Origin of the sequence: Mesobacillus sp. MER 48 (assembly GCF_023714225.1) — a bacterium.
In the GTDB taxonomy this organism is placed as follows: domain Bacteria; phylum Bacillota; class Bacilli; order Bacillales; family Cytobacillaceae; genus Mesobacillus; species Mesobacillus oceanisediminis_A.
In genome coordinates this window covers 1,200,678-1,219,188 of record NZ_JAMAUR010000001.1, presented here as the reverse complement: position 1 = coordinate 1,219,188, position 18,511 = coordinate 1,200,678, and the positions used below count along the sequence as shown (strand labels likewise).

At 44.2% G+C, this 18,511-nt stretch carries 18 protein-coding genes; 15 read left to right on the top strand and 3 right to left on the bottom strand.

Annotated features, from left to right (window positions below; genetic code table 11):
• Positions 1-30 precede the first annotated feature (30 nt).
• Positions 31-1,917, top strand: a complete 1,887-nt coding sequence (locus M3593_RS06195) for a sensor domain-containing diguanylate cyclase (protein ID WP_144477279.1) — start codon at positions 31-33, stop codon at positions 1,915-1,917.
• Between the two features lie 285 nt (positions 1,918-2,202).
• Positions 2,203-3,414, top strand: coding sequence for a methionine gamma-lyase (gene megL, locus M3593_RS06190; RefSeq protein ID WP_144477282.1), 1,212 nt, complete (start codon positions 2,203-2,205; stop codon positions 3,412-3,414).
• A 56-nt stretch (positions 3,415-3,470) separates the two neighbouring features.
• On the opposite strand, the gene M3593_RS06185 is transcribed toward megL, so the two are convergent.
• Positions 3,471-3,950, bottom strand: a complete 480-nt coding sequence (locus tag M3593_RS06185; protein ID WP_251541162.1) for a GAF domain-containing protein — start codon at positions 3,948-3,950, stop codon at positions 3,471-3,473.
• Positions 3,951-4,103: 153 nt separating this feature from the next.
• Between M3593_RS06185 and refZ the strand changes: the two genes are divergently transcribed.
• Positions 4,104-4,739, top strand: coding sequence for a forespore capture DNA-binding protein RefZ (gene refZ / locus M3593_RS06180; protein ID WP_251541160.1), 636 nt, complete (start codon positions 4,104-4,106; stop codon positions 4,737-4,739).
• Between the two features lie 25 nt (positions 4,740-4,764).
• Here the strand turns inward: refZ and hisJ are convergent, their stop codons facing one another.
• Complete coding sequence (gene hisJ, locus M3593_RS06175; protein ID WP_251541152.1) at positions 4,765-5,604, bottom strand: histidinol-phosphatase HisJ; 840 nt, start codon at positions 5,602-5,604, stop codon at positions 4,765-4,767.
• Between the two features lie 161 nt (positions 5,605-5,765).
• On the opposite strand from hisJ, the gene ezrA reads away from it, so the two are divergent.
• The 7 genes from ezrA to rarD all read left to right on the top strand — a co-directional run bounded on the left by ezrA (position 5,766) and on the right by rarD (position 13,505).
• A complete protein-coding gene (gene ezrA, locus M3593_RS06170; RefSeq protein ID WP_251541150.1) occupies positions 5,766-7,457 on the top strand; it encodes a septation ring formation regulator EzrA in 1,692 nt (563 codons plus the stop codon).
• A gap of 130 nt (positions 7,458-7,587) precedes the next feature.
• Positions 7,588-8,733 (top strand): cysteine desulfurase family protein, encoded by a 1,146-nt coding sequence (locus tag M3593_RS06165; RefSeq protein WP_251541148.1) that lies wholly within the window; start codon positions 7,588-7,590, stop codon positions 8,731-8,733.
• The gene (thiI, locus tag M3593_RS06160) at positions 8,730-9,938 is read left to right on the top strand and encodes a tRNA uracil 4-sulfurtransferase ThiI (protein WP_144477296.1); all 1,209 of its coding nucleotides are present in this window, start codon (positions 8,730-8,732) and stop codon (positions 9,936-9,938) included. The genes M3593_RS06165 and thiI overlap by 4 nt, the downstream gene beginning before the upstream one ends.
• A gap of 91 nt (positions 9,939-10,029) precedes the next feature.
• Entirely contained in the window at positions 10,030-10,236 is a 207-nt protein-coding gene (locus M3593_RS06155; RefSeq protein ID WP_125479516.1) for an alpha/beta-type small acid-soluble spore protein, read from the top strand.
• 195 nt (positions 10,237-10,431) lie between these two features.
• Positions 10,432-12,012, top strand: a complete 1,581-nt coding sequence (gene mbcS, locus M3593_RS06150; RefSeq protein WP_251541146.1) for an acyl-CoA synthetase MbcS — start codon at positions 10,432-10,434, stop codon at positions 12,010-12,012.
• Positions 12,013-12,143: 131 nt separating this feature from the next.
• Positions 12,144-12,464 (top strand): iron-sulfur cluster biosynthesis family protein, encoded by a 321-nt coding sequence (locus M3593_RS06145; RefSeq protein ID WP_144477302.1) that lies wholly within the window; start codon positions 12,144-12,146, stop codon positions 12,462-12,464.
• 105 nt (positions 12,465-12,569) lie between these two features.
• On the top strand, positions 12,570-13,505 hold the full coding sequence (gene rarD, locus M3593_RS06140) for an EamA family transporter RarD (RefSeq protein WP_251541144.1): 936 nt from the start codon (positions 12,570-12,572) through the stop codon (positions 13,503-13,505).
• A 44-nt stretch (positions 13,506-13,549) separates the two neighbouring features.
• Here the strand turns inward: rarD and M3593_RS06135 are convergent, their stop codons facing one another.
• Positions 13,550-14,350, bottom strand: coding sequence for an NAD kinase (locus M3593_RS06135; protein ID WP_144477308.1), 801 nt, complete (start codon positions 14,348-14,350; stop codon positions 13,550-13,552).
• Positions 14,351-14,494: 144 nt separating this feature from the next.
• On the opposite strand from M3593_RS06135, the gene sppA reads away from it, so the two are divergent.
• The 5 genes from sppA (at position 14,495) to tpx (ending at position 18,292) form a co-directional block, all read left to right on the top strand.
• Positions 14,495-15,505 carry a signal peptide peptidase SppA gene (sppA, locus tag M3593_RS06130; RefSeq protein WP_251541143.1) on the top strand — a complete coding sequence of 337 codons (1,011 nt, stop codon included), beginning with the start codon at positions 14,495-14,497 and terminating at the stop codon, positions 15,503-15,505.
• Between the two features lie 383 nt (positions 15,506-15,888).
• The gene (locus M3593_RS06125) at positions 15,889-16,338 is read left to right on the top strand and encodes an RDD family protein (RefSeq protein WP_251541288.1); all 450 of its coding nucleotides are present in this window, start codon (positions 15,889-15,891) and stop codon (positions 16,336-16,338) included.
• Positions 16,339-16,409: 71 nt separating this feature from the next.
• Complete coding sequence (locus tag M3593_RS06120; RefSeq protein WP_353056072.1) at positions 16,410-17,108, top strand: DUF2953 domain-containing protein; 699 nt, start codon at positions 16,410-16,412, stop codon at positions 17,106-17,108.
• An 18-nt stretch (positions 17,109-17,126) separates the two neighbouring features.
• Positions 17,127-17,651 (top strand): GerW family sporulation protein, encoded by a 525-nt coding sequence (gene ytfJ, locus M3593_RS06115; RefSeq protein WP_251541141.1) that lies wholly within the window; start codon positions 17,127-17,129, stop codon positions 17,649-17,651.
• A 140-nt stretch (positions 17,652-17,791) separates the two neighbouring features.
• Entirely contained in the window at positions 17,792-18,292 is a 501-nt protein-coding gene (gene tpx / locus M3593_RS06110) for a thiol peroxidase (RefSeq protein WP_251541139.1), read from the top strand.
• The last annotated feature ends 219 nt before the right edge of the window (positions 18,293-18,511 follow it).

Here is an 18,511-nt window from a genome sequence, read left to right as displayed (position 1 = left end):
TGTGAAGTGATTTTAAAACAGGTGATACATATGGAAGAATTGGTAGAACGGGAAACAATATTGGAATTGAAAAGCAGGTTCTTTGAATTAATCAGCACGGGCAGATTGTCTGTCACGGACATCCTCTCGCAAATGTTGACTTTGCTAAAAGAACTTCTCCAGGCAGCTGAGGTCGATTTATATAGATGCGAGGAATGGGAGCATGGCATGATTCTTGAGGCCACGACCCGCAGCGATCTGAATGAGGAAATTACGGGTAATTTCCCGGAATGTCTCATAGGCAAACTGACTGAAACTCCACAATCATTTAAAAAAAATCCAGAATTTCTCCCGCAATATGATTTAGCGTTTGTCCTAGATGCAAAGGGAAATGTTAAGAATTTATGTGCTATTCAAATGAATGGCGCTTCAGGTGAGCGCCTTTCGGACAGCCTTCTGGAAAGGCTTGTTGACGAGTGTGCTTTGTTCATAAAAAAAATCCACACCCTTGCGGAGACAACGGAAGAAGAAAAACGGTATAAGCAATTATTCAGGGTAACGAAAAAATTCCACTCGACAATGGATATGGATGCTGTGCTCGATGAAATCATTACCACATTAAGAGAAGTGTATCCTTCGTTCACCTATTATCTCCTGCTGTCCCATGACCACAAGGGCTACGGAGAGTTGCCGGTAAAAGACCTTGAGTACAACAGTGAAAATCAGACTGCCATGCAATCTTATGTGAGCGGTCAGATCCAGTTCGAGGACTCAGTCATTGATAAAAATTCCATCATGTATGCACCTTTAAAAGGAAGACAGGGCGTATACGGAGTGCTGCAGGTCATTGCCCCGGACTCGCTTGTGTTTCCGCAAAACGAAGTAGAATTCATTAAACTCCTTGCAAATACCGCCGGAAGCGCACTGGAGAATGCGAAGCTTTACGAGCAATCAAGGAAGCTTATTGCAGATTTGCAGCTAATTAATGAAACATCTCATCAATTGAATACAAGCCTTCGCCTCACAGATACGATGAAGTTTATATGCGGAAGGATCATCAAGTCCTTCGATGCCAGGGAAGTCGGTTTTATCATGCTTGATGAAGACAATCTTGATTACTCCGTCCTTCAGGGAAGCACCAGTTTCTTCTTTTCAAAGGAGGCTTCCAATTATATTTTGAAAGTCGCCAAACGGGTCAAGCAGGATCTGGAACCATTGTTCATAGGGGATATTTCATATGATATCGGGGGTGCTTCTACGCATTTCCGCTCGGTAATGTGTGTACCGATGATCCAGAGCGGTGATTTAAAGGGGTTCGCGCTTGTCATGCATGAGGAGCCATATCACTTTGCATTCGATACATTCAAGCTGCTGCAGTCCCTCATCCACCATTCGACTTTAGCTTTCACCAATTCGATGCTTCGTGAAGAATTGGAGAAAATGGTCGTGACGGATCATTTGACAAAGCTGTATTCCCGAGGCTATCTGGATGAAAAAATGAATCTGTCGATGCTTGAGGATGCGCAGGGAACCTTCATCTTAATTGATATTGATAATTTTAAATGTGTGAATGACCAGTATGGCCACCAGGTTGGAGACGAAGTGCTCATCCAGCTGGCCCGGCAGATAGCCAAAAATATCCGCGGCACGGATATTGGTGCCAGATGGGGCGGGGAGGAACTCGCGATTTACCTGCCAGGAGCTCCACTGGAAATCGGAGTCATGATTGCCAACAGGCTTGTCGATAAAGTCGAGAAACATACGAATCCAAATGTCACGATTTCATGCGGCGTTTCCACATGGATCAGGGGACAGGAAGATACGACCAAGACCGTGTTCAAAAGGGCGGACCAGGCTCTTTATAAAGCAAAAGGCTCCGGTAAGAACAAAGTAGTGGTCCAGAATGAAAACCAGTTTGATTTTAGTGATGAGGTTTAAATTTAACATTGGGAATTGGCCAGCTAGCGTCTAGTCCCTCAAGTCGTTTCGGTCCGCCAATGAAGTCAAGGACGATTTCATTGGCGGACCTCCAACGCTTGTCAGGGCTGATCAAGGCGCTCACGCCTTTCTAAGAAGCACTCAGAAATGAGTGCTTTTTCCGTTTAGCAGAACACAGGACTTTTTCAGCTGCTGTGAGTGAAATCACTTTCCATATCAGGGCAAATATCATATCCTGTTTATGGGGGTATTTTGTAAACGCTTACAAATATAGGAGGAATCGAAATGGGAGAGAAAAGATTCGAGACAGAAGTAATCCATGCAGGATATAAATCGGACGAATTCAGGGGAAGTCTTGCTCCCCCGTTATTTCAGACCAGCACGTTCACTTTTGACAGCGCGGAGCAAGGGGAAAGGCGTTTCGCCGGAGAGGAAGAGGGATTCATCTATTCCCGGCTTGGAAACCCGACTGTTGCCATGCTGGAAGAGAGGATGGCAGCGATTGAAAAAGGGGAAAAGGCACTTGCGTTTGGGTCAGGGATGGCTGCTGTCTCTGCGATATTAGTGGCACTGACGAGATCTGGGGACCATATACTTTGCTCACAGGGTGTATATGGCTGCACATTTGGCCTATTGCAGCTTATGAAAGAAAAATATGATATCAATCATGATTTTTCGATGATGGCGACAAGGGAAGAAGTGCTGGCCGCTATTACCCCGGAGACAAGAGTCATCTATATCGAGACACCAATTAACCCAACGATGAGACTGGTTGACTTGGAGATGGTTGCGGACGTCGCGAAAGAAAAGGGTATTCCGGTCGTCGTCGATAACACCTTCAGTTCACCATATCTGCAGAATCCGCTTGAGCTTGGATGCGATTTCGTCATCCATAGCGCAACAAAATATATTTGTGGGCATGGAGATGTGATTGCTGGTGTAGCTGTAGGTCCTAAGGAGATCATGTCTAAAATCGCGATGACTACCCAAAAGGATATCGGCGGGGTGATTTCACCTTTCGATGCATGGCTGCTGCTTCGCGGCTTGAAGACACTTCCTGTAAGGATGGACCGTCACTGTGAAAATGCTGAAAAACTGGCATCCTATTTGTCCGGGCATCCGGCAGTGGAAGAAGTCATTTTCCCTGGCGATCCAAAGCATCCTGATTACGCAATCGCGAAAAAGCAAATGCGCAAACCGGGCGGACTGATTTCCTTCAACATAAAAGGTGGCCAGAAAGAGGCACAGGCATTCATCAACAAATTAAAACTCATTAAAATCGCCGTCAGCCTCGGTGATGCAGAAACATTGATCCAGCATCCGGCGACAATGACACATGCGGTCGTGCCGAAGGAAGCGAGAGAAAAAATGGGGATCAGAGAGAATATGCTAAGGCTTTCGGTTGGACTGGAAGCGTGGGAAGATTTAAGGGATGACCTTGAGATGGCATTTGAATCAGTAAGAAAAGAGAGCACAATGGAAACAGGCTCTATTTAATAAAACAAATCAAACCCCTCCCGGAAATCCAGGAGGGGTTCAGTATGTTCGTTCATTTAGATAGACTGTGCAAGCACTTCAACGAATTCCTCCAGCTTTTGCTGGTCCAATTCATCAAAACGATTTTTTTCAGGCGAGTCGATATCAAGGACACCAATAACGTTTCCATTTTTCAGGATTGGTACGACGATTTCAGATTGGGAGGCAGCATCACAGGCGATATGGCCAGGGAAGGCATGGACATCTTCAACCCTTACTGTTTCTTTTTTGGATGCAGCCGTACCGCAAACACCTTTTCCAAGTTTAATTCTTACACAGGCAGGAAGTCCCTGGAACGGTCCGAGGACAAGCTCGCCATCCTCCATCAGATAAAAGCCGACCCAGTTGATGCGGTCAAGAAACTGGTTCAAAAGTGCAGAAGCATTGCTCAAGTTGGCAATAGAATTCTTTTCATCCTCAATTAGTGCTTTCAGTTGTTTAATCACCAAGTCGTAATTTTTTTCGCGGCTTCCGCTGTATGTTTCGACGTTAAACATCGTTATTCCCCCTAATTCATGAAGTTTTACTCTACATTGTATCAAAAATCGGCGAAACAATGGAGACTTTGTCGAGCTTTTTATAAAGGAAATTTTAATGATTTCCAGAAAGATAAACAGTAAGGTTAATTGCGGAAAGCGAGGGGCGGAGCAATGAGAAAAAATTCAAAAGCTGCGATTATTGATGCGGCCATCTACTTATTCAATACGAAGGGGTTCAATGGAACATCAGTGAGGGACATTGCAGCAAGGGCAGACGTGAATGCAGCGAATATCTCATATTACTTCCAGAACAAGAATGGACTCCTCGAAAATTGTTTTACGGTTTTTTTTGAAAGCTATCTTAAAGAGCTGGAGAAAGGTTTTTCTTTCCTTGAATACGGTCCAGAGTACTGCCTGAATGCGATGGTTGAAAATGTATTGAGATACCAATGCGAAAACATTCAATTAACAAGGTTCATATTAAGAGAGATGACGATCGACTCGCAAGTTGTCAGGGAAATCATGTCGACCTACCATGTAAAAGAACGTTATATGTTCAAAAAGGTCCTTGAAGCCGGGATTGAGAACGGAGAATTCAAAAAGCATTCAGTCCAGTACAGTATTTTGCAGTTAAAAGGTCTTCTCCAGATGCCGTTTTTGAATACCCATTATGTTACAGAAGTTCTTCATGTACAGCCGCATGAAAAATATTTTGCGGACAAATACAGCGATGAGATTTCACATTGGATCAAAGGAACCCTTTGCACGGAACAGCAGGCTCATCAGAAGATGTTAATAAATATATAGGAAACCGGAAAATCTGCCGGTTTCCTTATTTTTTTATCCCCATGAATTCCAGTCCCTGTCCCAGTTCCTTTGCCTGATGGGCATCAGATCCGTACACGAGCTGGATTCCGCGTTTTTTGGCTTCACTGATTACCCATTCGGGCGGATAGGGTTCACGGCATAATGGCTTTGCCGTACCGGCTCCGTTGTAATCCAGTTCATAGCCAAGTTCTGACACCTTCTCCAGTATTTCAATGATTTCATCTGTACAATCATTTCTGAGCTGGTATTTCAGCTGGAATTTATTAGCCAGGGTCACATGGCCGATTCTTTTTGGCTTATACGGCCCCAAATCAGCGAGGATTGATTTCAGTACTGTTTGATAATAATGCCGGTGAACCTTTTCCACTGAACCATAAGCTTCCACCATTTTCCCGAAATGGTCTGGACTATAATCCAGGCAATCATATGTACCAGACTCGTTCTTTAAAAAATGGACCGACAGTACGCCGTCATCTAGAAGCGGCCCGTATTTGTTCAGAAAATCGGCCGTTTGTCCTTCAAACCCTTCGATAAAATCAATCTCAAATCCGGTATTGATTTTTATTTTTCCCGCATATTTCTTCTTTGCTTCTGCGATGGTTTGAAAATAGGAATCCAGGTCTTCGGGCGCCATTGCGCTGTCCTGTAATGGCGTCGGGTCGATAAATCCTTCCGGCAATGGAGCGTGCTCGGCAAACGTGATTTCACTGTAGCCGAGCTGAAGGGCCTTTTGTATATAATCATCGATTTTGTCATTTGTCCCGTGAGGGCAAAAAGCCGTGTGGACATGTCCGTCTTTCAGGGAAATGCACCTCCAGAAGTGATTTCTTTTGTAAGAATTCAAGTTAAATCGGCCTAATTCGGACAATTTCAACAAAAAATATGAATTTAATAGTCAAAAATTGTCGTTAACATGGTAATATAATTACATTATACACGCATTTATCAAGAGATTTTATATAGAAGGATTCAGAACTTGGAATTTGTGAGGCCAGGGGGATAATAATGGAGTACATAATTGGCGGTATCGCGATACTAATCATTCTTTTTTTAATCGGCTATTTTATGAAACGAAAATATTACAGTGAGGTCGATCGCTATGAGTCCTGGAAAATCGATATCATGAACCGGCCTGTACTGGATGAAATGTCAAAGGTAAAACAGCTGAACATGACCGGGCAAACAGAAGAGCTTTTTGAGCGCTGGCGCCAGGAGTGGGACGAGCTTGTTACTTCAAAGCTTCCGGGCATCGAGGATTACCTGTTTGACGCGGAGGAGTATATCGATAAGTACAGGTTCAAGAAGGCGAAGGAATCTCTGGAAGTCATTGACCGAAAGCTGACTGAAACAGAAGATAAGATCAAGAAGATTCTAGGCGAGTTGAATGAACTTGTAGGAAGCGAAGAAAAGAACCGTGAGGAAATCGATGGTCTTAAAGAGAATTATCGAGAGAATAAGAAAAACCTTCTCACGCATCGCCATAGCTATGGAAGTGCAGAAGCCAGCCTCGAGGCTGTGCTTGAAGAGATTCAGGCAAAGTTCATCGAGTTTGACGAGAAGACCGAAAACGGAAATTATCTTGAAGCAAGGGAAACGGTTCTGTCCATCCAGTCATTGCTTGAACAGGTATCCGCGAAAATGGAATCCATTCCTGCACTTCTGCATGATTGCCAGTCGGCCATCCCGGCCCAGGTCAGCGATCTGAAAGATGGCGTAAGAGAGATGAAGGAACAGGGCTATGTATTGGATCATCTGAATGCCGATAGTGAAATCGAGGAAATAAGCAATGAATTGGCGAGCTATCTTGGTTCTCTTGAAAAAGGTGATGTCGAGAACGCCGAACAGGGCATCCAGGGTTTGAAGGAGCGACTTGAAAAACTGTTCGACATGCTTGAAGAAGAAGTCCTGGCTAAACGATATATTACAAACACGGAACATGTTGCTAAAGAAGTACTTGTGAAAGCAATCACTGAAAACAAGACACTTAAGGAAGAAACAAAGCATATACAGGAGAGTTATCATCTGACTGAAAAAGAACTTTCGGCACAAACTCATGTTGAGCAGCAGCTCAAGGGCCTGCTAAAGCGCTTTGAACTGATCGACCATAGAATTACCGAAAACGATACAGCACAAAGCATGATCAAATTGGAGCTTCAAGAAGCGAAAGAACAGCTTGATCAGCTAGTAGTAGAGCAAAAAGAATTGATGGAAAAGCTAAGCGCCCTGAGAAAGGATGAATTGGCAGCACGTGATAAAGTAAGGGGACTTTCTAAAAAGATTTCCGAACTGATCCGCACTGTCTCCAAAAGCAATATGCCTGGCCTTTCACAGGAATACAAATACCTGCTGGAAGATGCGCATGAAAGCATCAAGCAGGTCAATGATAAGCTTGAGGAAAAGCCGCTGGATATTCCTGCTGTTCAGCAATATCTGGAAATCGCCGTCCTGACAGTTGAAAAGCTTGAAACCTCGACTGAGGAAATCGTCGAGACAGTCATGCTGGCTGAACGCGTCATCCAGTATGGCAACAGATACCGCAGCCGTTACCCTTCCGTCGAAAGAGGGTTACGTGAAGCAGAAGAGCATTTCCGGAATTACGATTATCGCGAAGCACTTGAACAGGCAGCTACATCTATTGAAGAAGTGGATCCAGGTGCAATAAAGAAAATAGAGCATATGCTCTCCGATAAAAAGTGATAAAGCATGGTCTCCGATTGGAGGCCTGTTTTTTTGGGAATGGATTTTAGAATTTTTCATCATTTCTCATTGAAATGTTATTATGATATGATTTTTAGTTAGCAAGGTCTTGGAGCAAGGGGGAACACTGATGATCTATCTTGACAACAGCGCAACGACCAAACCTTATAAACAAGTATTGGATTCATTTATAAAAGTCTCAGAGGATTTCTATGGAAACCCATCTTCACTCCATAAAATCGGAGGACAGGCAGAAAAGCTGCTTCAGCAGGCAAGGTCCCAGGTGGCCAGGCTGCTGAGGGTCAAAGAGACGGAAATCCTTTTCACCTCAGGAGGAACAGAGAGCAATAACCTTGCCATCAAGGGGATTGCGATGGCTCACCGGGAGAGGGGCAGGCATATCATCACGACAAGCATTGAACATGCATCTGTCCATAACGCCATGGTACAGCTCGAATCGCTCGGGTATGAAATAACATATGTGAAACCAGATTCCACCGGTTTTGTCAGTGCGGATTCAATCCAGAAGGAACTTCGTGAGGATACAATCCTTGTGTCTGTCATGCATGTCAATAATGAAGTCGGCACAATCCAGCCAATCGAGGAAATCGGGATAGTTTTGAAAAAGTATCCAAAGGCATTTTTTCACGTTGATTTCGTCCAGGGAATTGGGAAGGTGCCATTGGACTTATACCATTCGGGGGTCCATTTAGCGACGATTTCCGGACATAAATTCCATGGGCTGAAAGGGACGGGGGCCTTGTTTATGAAAGAAGGGGTCCGGCTGTCTCCTTTATTATCCGGCGGCAATCAGGAATGGAAGCAACGGAGCGGGACCGAAAACGTTGCAGGAATGGTAGCCATGGCAAAAGCGCTCAGGATGACGCTTGAACTGCGGGCAGAAAAGCTGGATCAAATGAAGTCAGCAATGGAAATATTAAGAAACGGCATCAGCCATATCAAGGAAATTACCATTCACACGCCAGAGGAAAAAAGCGCTCCCCATATCCTGAATTTCTCCATCAGCGGATTGAAGGCCGAAACATTCGTTCATGCTCTTGAAGAGAAGGATATTTATGTTTCAACGACAAGTGCCTGTTCCTCGAAGAAAAAGGCTGCCAGCAAGACGCTCCTGGAAATGGGAGTTCCTGTCGCAGAAGCGGAAAGTGCGATCAGGATCAGCCTGACATACAGCAATACAGCAGAAGAAGCAGAAATAGCGGCAAAGGCAATCGCCGGGACTGTAAAACATTTAAGCGAGGTTATCAAGAAATGATGTATGACCGTATATTGGTTCGGTATGGTGAAATATCGACCAAAGGAAGAAATAGAAATAAATTCATTGACCGCCTAAGAAAAAATATCAAAAGGGCATTGAGCGACTATCCAAATGCTGTCATCAAAGCGGAACGCGACAGGATGTTCATCCTGCTTAATGGTGAAGACAGCGATGAAATTGGAAAGAAGCTCAAGGAAATATTCGGGATCCAGTCCTTCAGCCCCGCCGTTAAAGTGGACAAGGACCTTGAAAAAATGAAGGATGCTGCTCTGGAGCTTTTCAAGAAAATCCACCAGCCAGGACAGACCTTCAAAATATCCGCCAAACGATCTGATAAGACTTTTGAATTGGATACGAACGGAATCAATTCGGAATTTGGCGGCCATATACTGAGGAATGTGGAAGGCCTGAAAGTTGATGTGAGGAATCCTGATATCAACCTTCAGATTGAAATCAGAAAAGAAGCAGCCTATATTTCAGCGGAAACGATCAAGGGCGCAGGAGGGCTGCCTGCCGCGTCCGGAGGCAAAGGGATGCTGATGCTTTCCGGCGGGATTGACAGCCCGGTTGCCGGCTACCTGACCATGAAGAGAGGCCTTGAAGTGGAAGGGGTCCATTTTTTCAGTCCGCCTTTCACAAGTGAACGCGCCAAGCAAAAGGTAATCGACCTTTCTGAGAAGCTTGCCGAAGTAAACGGACATTTTGCGCTTCATATCGTACCTTTTACTGAAATCCAGCAAGCCATTCACAAGCAAATACCGGAAAACTATACGATGACTACAACAAGAAGACTAATGCTGCGTATAACGGACGCAATCAGGGAAAAGCAGGGAGGACTTGCCATCATAACTGGCGAAAGCCTTGGGCAGGTTGCCTCTCAGACACTTGAAAGCATGTACGCCATCAACGAAGTGACAACAACTCCCATTATCCGGCCGTTAATCACAATGGACAAACTGCAGATTATGGATATCGCCCATGAAATCGATACCCATGATATATCAATCCGCCCATATGAAGATTGCTGCACGGTCTTTGTCCCTTCATCGCCTAAAACGAAGCCTAAGCTGGATAAAGTCCAGAACTTTGAAAGCTTCTTCGACTTTGAAGAACTGATTCAGAGAGCTGTTGAAGGAACAGAGCGGATTATCGTCAAACCGGCTTCTGAAAGAGAAGATAATCCGGTGGATGATCTATTCTAACTTGTTAAAGATTTGTGAACATTTACCAATTAAAGTTTTGAATTAAGCCATGTGTTTCTACACACTCTATACTCACAAGGAGGTGAAACACATGGCAAACAACAACAACTCAAACCAACTTCTAGTTCCTGGAGTACAACAAGCTCTTGACCAAATGAAGTACGAAATCGCTACTGAATTTGGAGTACAGCTTGGCGGAGAAACTACTTCTCGCGCTAACGGTTCTGTAGGAGGAGAGATCACTAAGCGTTTGGTTCAAATGGCTGAACAACAACTTGGTGGCGGATTCTCTCGCTAATCAAAAAAAGAATAACATGGCTACAAAGAGCAGGGCGGATGCCCTGCTCTTTTTGTTGTGTAAAATTATTTCAGAATAACATTGTCATATAATTTTAAATTTTTTGAATAATTTAGTATAATGGGTTATGGGGATATGAAAGCTTGTTTTCTCATTCAAAGACAAGCGAAAAAAATGATAATCAGGGGGAAGAGTATGAAAAGGGAACAATTGATTGCACCTCAAAAGTATAATCTTGTATCAGAAATGGAGCGATTCGCCCAGGACCCGGCGAGAAAAGCGATTCTCTGGGAAAATGAAGCAGGAAGTACAAAAGAAATTACATACCAGGAGCTGCTAAAGAACGCCAATAAAATTGGAAACGTTTTCTTGGGAAATGGTTTGGCCAAAGGGGATGTAGTGCTTGTTGTCGTGCCAAGACTTATTGAAGCGTATCAGGTTTATATTGCCTCACTGAAAATGGGACTTGTTGTCATTCCAAGTTCAGAAATGCTGAGAAAAAAAGATTTTCAATATCGAATCAACCATGGCGATGTAAAAGCTATCGTCAGTTATGCTCCTTTTACCGGCGAGTTCGATGGAATCGAGGAAGTGGAAAAGCTGCCTAAGTTCATTATTGGGGCAGAAAAAGAAGGCTGGATTCAACTTGATAAAGAAATGGAAACTGCTTCCGAAGAGCTTCAGCTTGCCGACACCGATCGTGATGATATGGCATTCCTCAGCTATACTTCCGGTACGACGGGCAATCCGAAAGGTGTTGTCCATACACATGGATGGGCATATGCTCATTTGCGGACAGCGGCAACAAATTGGCTCGGCATAGAGGATGGGGACACTGTCTGGGCTACTGCCGGTCCTGGCTGGCAAAAATGGATCTGGAGTCCGTTCCTGTCCGTCATGGGAACGGGAGCTACAGGCCTCGTTTATCAAGGCAAATTCGAGCCGCAAAAATATTTATCGCTTTTGCAAAAGTATCATATAAATGTTCTATGCTGCACCCCAACTGAATACAGGCTGATGGCCAAAGTAGAAAATATTGGTGATTACAGTTTGCCTGGTCTTCATAGCGCGGTATCCGCAGGAGAACCGCTGAACCGTGAAGTCATCGACACATTCAGAAAGCATTTTAATGTTGAGGTGCGCGACGGCTATGGCCAGACAGAAAATACACTGCTTGTCGGTGTAACAAAGGGCATGGAGTTAAAGCCTGGATCAATGGGTAAGCCTACACCTGGCAACCGGGTTGAAATTATCAATGAGAACGGAGAACCATGTGCACCGGGTGAAGTTGGTGATATCGCTGTCCATATTGAAACACCTGCTTTATTCAAAAACTATTACAAGGATCCAGAGCGGACAGCCATGCAGTTCCGCGGGGATTATTACGTAACAGGCGATAAAGCGAGCAAGGATGAAGAAGGATATTTCTGGTTTGAGGGACGCGGGGATGATATCATCATCAGTTCAGGGTATACGATTGGTCCTTTCGAAGTCGAGGATGCACTCGTTAAGCATCCATATGTAAAAGAATGCGCAGTTGTCGCGTCACCTGACGAAATCCGCGGACATATCGTCAAGGCTTTTGTCGTCCTGCGTGACGGTGTCAGCCCCGAACTGGAAAATCTAGTTTCTGATTTGCAGCAGCACGTCAAGGATTTGACCGCTCCATATAAGTATCCGAGGAAAATAGAGTTCCTTGAAGAACTTCCAAAGACAACTTCAGGTAAAATCCGCCGCATTGAGCTGCGCAAGAAAGAATTAGAAGGCGCAAGATAATAGAATGCCATGAAAAAGCAGGCCAAAAGGTCTGTTTTTTTGTTGGCATTCTCAAGATTTTACTTTTAGATTGAGAGATGAGTGACACAACAAAACTTGGGTATATTTTTAATAAGAAAGGGTGAGGCAATTTGAAAATCGATATAAAAGAGGCTGCATTGGAACAGTTAAAAAAAGTCCAATTCGGTAATGGAGAAGGCATAAGAATATTAGCGGAGTTTGTAGGCACCTGTTCCATCGCGACAGATATCCAGCTTCAAATCGAAGAAAAGCAGGAAGATGATGAAGTGATATCAGAATCAGGTATCCATTTTTTCGTTCCAAAGAAATCAGTTGAGTCCCTTCCAGGCAGAATCTTTTTGGATTTCAAGCAGGGGCTGGGCTATAAGATTTCCTCCCCGGAAGAAACATTTGGCTACAACTTTAAATTAAACCCACGAACCACGAAATAATTCCGGCTTTGAATATATTGATTCAAAAAAAATGATTGTCAGCCCGGAGCATCCCCCTTATAATTGATATTATTTCGAGTCTAGAAAGATTAGGGGGATGTTCGGATGAATAACAGGACCGAACAACAGGCTGGCGTCTTGTACGCAGCCTTTTCATATATACTATGGGGGATTCTTCCGGTTTATTGGAAGCTATTGCAACATGTGAATGCTGATGAAATTCTTGCAAACCGCGTGTTTTGGTCATTTTTCGTTGTTGCATTCATATTGCTCCTGAATAAAAAATGGAGTCTTTTTACAGGGACCCTCCGCGGGCTTTCGCAAAACAAAAAACAGCTGGCGGCACTGACAATCGCATCAATCCTGATCAGCATCAACTGGTTCATCTATATTTGGGCTGTCAATAGCGATCAAATGATCGAGGCAAGTCTCGGTTATTATATCAATCCGCTTGTCAGTGTGCTTTTAGGAATGGTTTTCCTTAAGGAAAGACTGTCCCTGCCGCAGTACCTGTCATTTCTCCTTGCAGCCATCGGTGTGCTGATCATGACGATTTCTTACGGGCAATTCCCGTGGATCGCTTTATCACTGGCCATTTCATTTGGCCTGTATGGACTTGCAAAGAAATTGATCAAAGTTGATTCTTCGGTCGGCCTCGCGCTAGAAACGCTGGTCGTGATGCCGCTCTCCGCCATTTACATTGGCTATCTAGTTGCCCAGGGGACAAATTCGCTGTTCTCAGGTTCGTGGACAACAACGCTGCTGCTTGTCGGAGCAGGAGCAGCAACGGCGGTTCCTTTGCTGTTTTTTGCGAAAGGTGCACAGAGAATCCCACTTGCTACACTTGGGATCTTGCAATATATCGCACCAACTTTGACACTTATTTTAGGGGTATTCGTTTATCACGAAACATTTTCGGCGGTCCATCTGCTTGCCTTTACCTTTATCTGGTCGGCACTGATCCTGTACTCACTATCCCGGACAAAACTGGCAGCGGCCCTGACCCTCAAGTTAAAAAAAGAAAAAGGCATGCATATGTAACAAAGAGAGCTGCGGGGGATCCGCAGCTCTTTCTTAATAGGATTTTATAAAAATGTCCTTTTCACTTTTTCCCAGAAAGAATTGTCCTTGAGCTTAATTGTCTTGATGAATTTATTGCTCAATTTTACATCGAATTTTTCAACATGCTGGATGCTCAGCGCTTCGTTATCCATCCCCATGATTGGATAATCGTTGCCGTCCTGGGCAACCTTGAAGGTAAGCTTGCGGTCACCGCTAAGGATGAAGGATGAGCCGAGTGTCCGGTAATGATTATTGTTCACTGACGCAAGCTCACTCACCTGCATGCACGGCAGCAGCGGGTCCACAACCGCTCCGTTCACGGACTTGTTATAGGCGGTGCTGCCTGTTGGGGTTGCGACAATCATTCCGTCACCACGGAAGGTTTCAAAATGGTTGTCATCGATGAATACATCCATTACGAAAGCCTTTATAATCGCGGAACGGACGCTGAATTCGTTCAAGCATTCAAACGATGTTTCTCCGTCGATGGTTACCTCGATCGTCGGATAGCGCCTTACCTCAATTTCTGAATTCGTACTGGCCTGGATCATTTTATCAGTATCTTCAAGATGGAAATCACAGTACATATTGAGGGAGCCAGTGACTGATATGCCTGCGTACAGACAGTCATCGCGGAAACCAGTTTTCCTTACTGCCTCCAAAAAGGTACCATCGTTACCAATGCTGACAATGATATTGGCATTCTTGTGGTCAGTGACAATATTGAAATCATATCTGCGGGCTAGTTCGTAAAGGGGCTGTACTTTTTCCAGCATAGTTGTGTCAGGGGTATGGTGAAAATAAATATTGCGGCGATCTGGCATTACTGATTCCTCCAAACATTATGTATTTCTTCCAAATTTTTACCCACAATAAAAAACTTTTGCTAAAATATAGGTTATTGACATTAGTTTATCATTTTTTCATAAGGTTTTGAAAGTACAAGGAATTTTCAAGGGGGATTCAAAATGAATGGTAAAAGGTGGGCGGCATTAGGAATAGCCGCTGGTTTATTTATTGCGTCAATTGTGATTAATCTACTATCAACATTCGCATTCAGCGACGCGGAAAATGCGTTTGAAGATATGTTCGCTGTCTCGGAAGAAATGTTTGCTGAAGAAGTCATCGAAGAGGGTGACATGCTGAGCAAAATTGCGGTATTGACCATTAACGGAGTCATCCAGGATACCGGGGATGCACAATCGTTCTTTGAAAGCCCACTCTATAATCATCGGGTATTCATGGAGCAGCTTGATTATGTAAAAGAATCGGATGATGTGAAAGCCATTATCCTCCAGGTGAACTCTCCAGGCGGGGGTGTTGTGGAAAGCGCAGAAATCCACGATAAGATCAAGGAAATCCAGAAAGAAACGAAAAAGCCGATTTATGTATCGATGGGTTCAATGGCAGCATCAGGAGGATATTATGTGTCTGCTCCTGCCGATAAAATCTTTGCAAGTCCCGAAACACTGACAGGCTCACTTGGCGTCATCATGCAAGGCGTGAATTATGCAGGGCTTGCAGAAAAATACGGTGTCGAATTCACGACAATTAAGAGTGGTCCATACAAGGATATCATGAGCCCAACAAGACCGATGACGGATGAAGAACGGGAAATCCTTCAGTCCATGATCAACAACTCTTATGAAGGATTCGTCAAAGTCATTTCTGAAGGACGCGGCATGTCTGTCGAGCAGGTCAAAAAAATTGCCGATGGCCGCATCTATGATGGACGCCAGGCCAAGCAGCTGAACTTGATCGATGGATTCGGCTATCTGGAAGATGTCATTGACAACGTCAGGAAAGATGAGAAGCTTGGGGATGCGACTGTAGTAAAGTATACGGAAAGCATGGGCTTTGGTTCGTTTTTCAGCATGGGGGCACAGAAAATCATGGGGAAAGACGCAGAAATGGCAGGCCTGATGAAACTATTATCCCAGCCTAATTCTCCACGTCTAATGTACTTATACGCTGAATAAGGGGGGGACAAAAAATGAATTCCAAAGAATTTGATAAAGATGAAACGAAAGATTCGGCAGAACTTGGGCGGAATGATGTTCAAGGAGAATCTGGCGGCAACCTGGCTGATGCTAATCGTTTAGATACAGGAGACGGCAACATCCCTACAGATGCAGATCGTTTAGATCCAGAACACGGCAACATCACTACAGATGCTGATCGTTTAGATCCAGGACACGGCAACAACCCTACGGATCAAAAACATGACAGCATTGCGACAGATACTGATCGTACAAACCATAAAGAACATGAAAACATCCGACATAAAGGCGACAGTACTCGTTATGCAGAATCTGAAAAATCGGCACCACAGGCAGATTATGCAAATGCCTTTCATGATGAAATAGGCAGGCCAACTGGAGAGAATCATTTATTCGCTGGCCAATATGCCGGATTCTGGACGCGTTTTTGGGCCTATTTGCTGGATTTGATTGTCATTGGGAGTATTAACAGGCTGATCATCAATCCTGTTTTCCGGGCATTGGATATCCCATTACTTGAGGAAGGGGTCTTTTCACCTATGACCATCGCCACGGCTGTTGTTTTCTATTTGTATTTTGTGCTGATGACAAAATATCTCGGCCAGACTCTAGGGAAAATGGTGTTTGGACTGAAAGTGGTGGAACTGGACGGCACAAGCCTGACATGGAGCACTGTCATTTTCCGCGAGTGGATCGGCCGCTTCATTTCAGCAACCATTTTTGTGCTGTATGTTGTCGTTGCTTTTACAAACAAGAAGCAGGGATTGCATGACCTGTTCGCTGATACCACTGTCATATATGAACCACGCTAAAATGAACCTGCTGCGGCAGGTTTATTTTTTTGCCTTTTTGTTGATAATAATAGGCTGAAAGGTTGTGGAGGATGATGAAATGGGTGCTGCTTGCCATACTGCTCTTAACAGTGCTGGCCATTATAATCCTTTTTACTAGAGTTAAGATTTTTCTGGATTATTTCCACGGCAATGATAATGATCATCTAAAAGTGACATTAAAGGCCTGGGGTGGACTCATAAAATACAAGATTGACATCCCTGTCATAAAAATTGATGACAATTCCCCTTCTATCGTTGCCGAGAAAAAAACGGAAACAGGTCCTGATGAAACCATTAAAAAAGATCAAACCACTCAAGTAGACAAAAATGATGTACTGAACAGCATCCATGATATCAGGCAGCTCCTTACACATATTGCTGGCTTTCACAAAATCATCAGAGGATTTCTGAAGAAAGTAACGATCCGCAATATAGAATGGCATACTATGGTTGGCGTGGGTGACGCAGCAGCCACGGCGGTGATCACCGGTGCTTTTTGGGCGGCCAAGGGCGGTGTGATCGGGATTATGAGCCAGTATATGAAACTAAAAGAGATGCCGGTCATGACAATCACGCCAAGTTTTCAGCAAACCATTTCAATTACTAGTTTTAAATGTATGTTTCAAGTCAGAGTCGGGCATGCTATTTTAGCAGGAATAAAGCTGGTTAAATATTGGAAAGGCGGCTGGCCTGACTTCAAATCAAAGCAATTGTCCGCACTTTCCGGTGACAATACTAATTCTGTCTAAAATAAGGAGGAAACAGGAATGTCCGACCATCCAATTCAAGGACTAATGACAACTGCTATGGAAAGCTTAAAGGAAATGATTGATGTCAACACAATCATTGGGGACCCTGTAGAAACACCGGATGGAAGTGTAATCCTGACAGTTTCAAAGGTGGGTTTCGGATTTGCGGCTGGAGGCAGTGAATTCGTTTTGGAAAGTTCAAAGGGAGGATCAGGCGGCTCAGGCGGCTCAGGCGGCTCAGGTGGCTCAGGTGGCTCAGGAGGACAGCAAGGAGGACCGCAACATCCATTCGGCGGCGGTAGCGGCGGAGGGGTATCCATTACGCCAATCGCTTTCTTGATTGTGAGTTCAAGAGGCGTCAAGATGCTCCATCTTGATGAAAGCACGCATCTTTACGAGAAGATTCTTGATCTGGCACCACAAGCAGTGGAAAAAATCCAACAAATGATGTCCAAGAAAGATCAGGGCAGTCAGGAAGGCAACCAGAACAAGAACCAAAACCAAAACGACTACAACGGACCAAAAACTGACCTAGAGTTTTAAGCCAACGCTGCCTTTTCAAATTGAAGAGGCAGCTTGCTTATGTCATTGGCGACGTCAGTACAATTTTAAATAATTGCAAAAAAATTCTTTAAAAGATATATTAACACTGTACATAAAATGGACAAGGAGGATGAGCAGGTATGGCATCTGTTACATTTAAGGGGAATCAAGTTACATTATTAGGAAATGAAGTAAAGGTAGGAGACCAGGCACCTGATTTCAAAGTGCTTGCAAACGATCTTTCTGAAGTCACTCTCCAGGATTCAAAAGGACAAGTACGACTAATCAGTGTGGTACCATCACTTGATACAGGCGTCTGTGACGCACAGACTCGCCGTTTCAACGAGGAAGCTGCGAACCTTGATAACGTCAAGATTCTTACAGTAAGCGTTGACCTGCCATTTGCACAAAAGCGCTGGTGCGGAGCCGCTGGAATCGAGAACGTCCAGACTCTATCAGACCACCGCGAACTTTCTTTCGGTGAAGCATATGGAGTAGCGATCAAGGAACTTCGCCTGCTAGCTCGCGCAGTATTCGTTGTTGACTCAAACGACAAAGTAACTTACACAGAATATGTAAGCGAAGCAACAGACCACCCGAACTATGAAGCAGCAGTAGAAGCTGCAAAACAAGCAAACTAAAACAATCAGCCACCATGGAACAAGCCGCAGAATAAAACTGCGGCTTGTTTTGTTATTGTGATTGGACAGACGGAATGCTGGAATCGAGAAAAGTGTCCGATAGAAGGTGTCTAATTGACAAACAGAAGGCTGGGAACGTGTAGAATTTCAAAAGAAAGTCTTTTTAGGGATATAGAGAAGACGAATCATAAATCCCACATGACAAATGCTATATGGCTT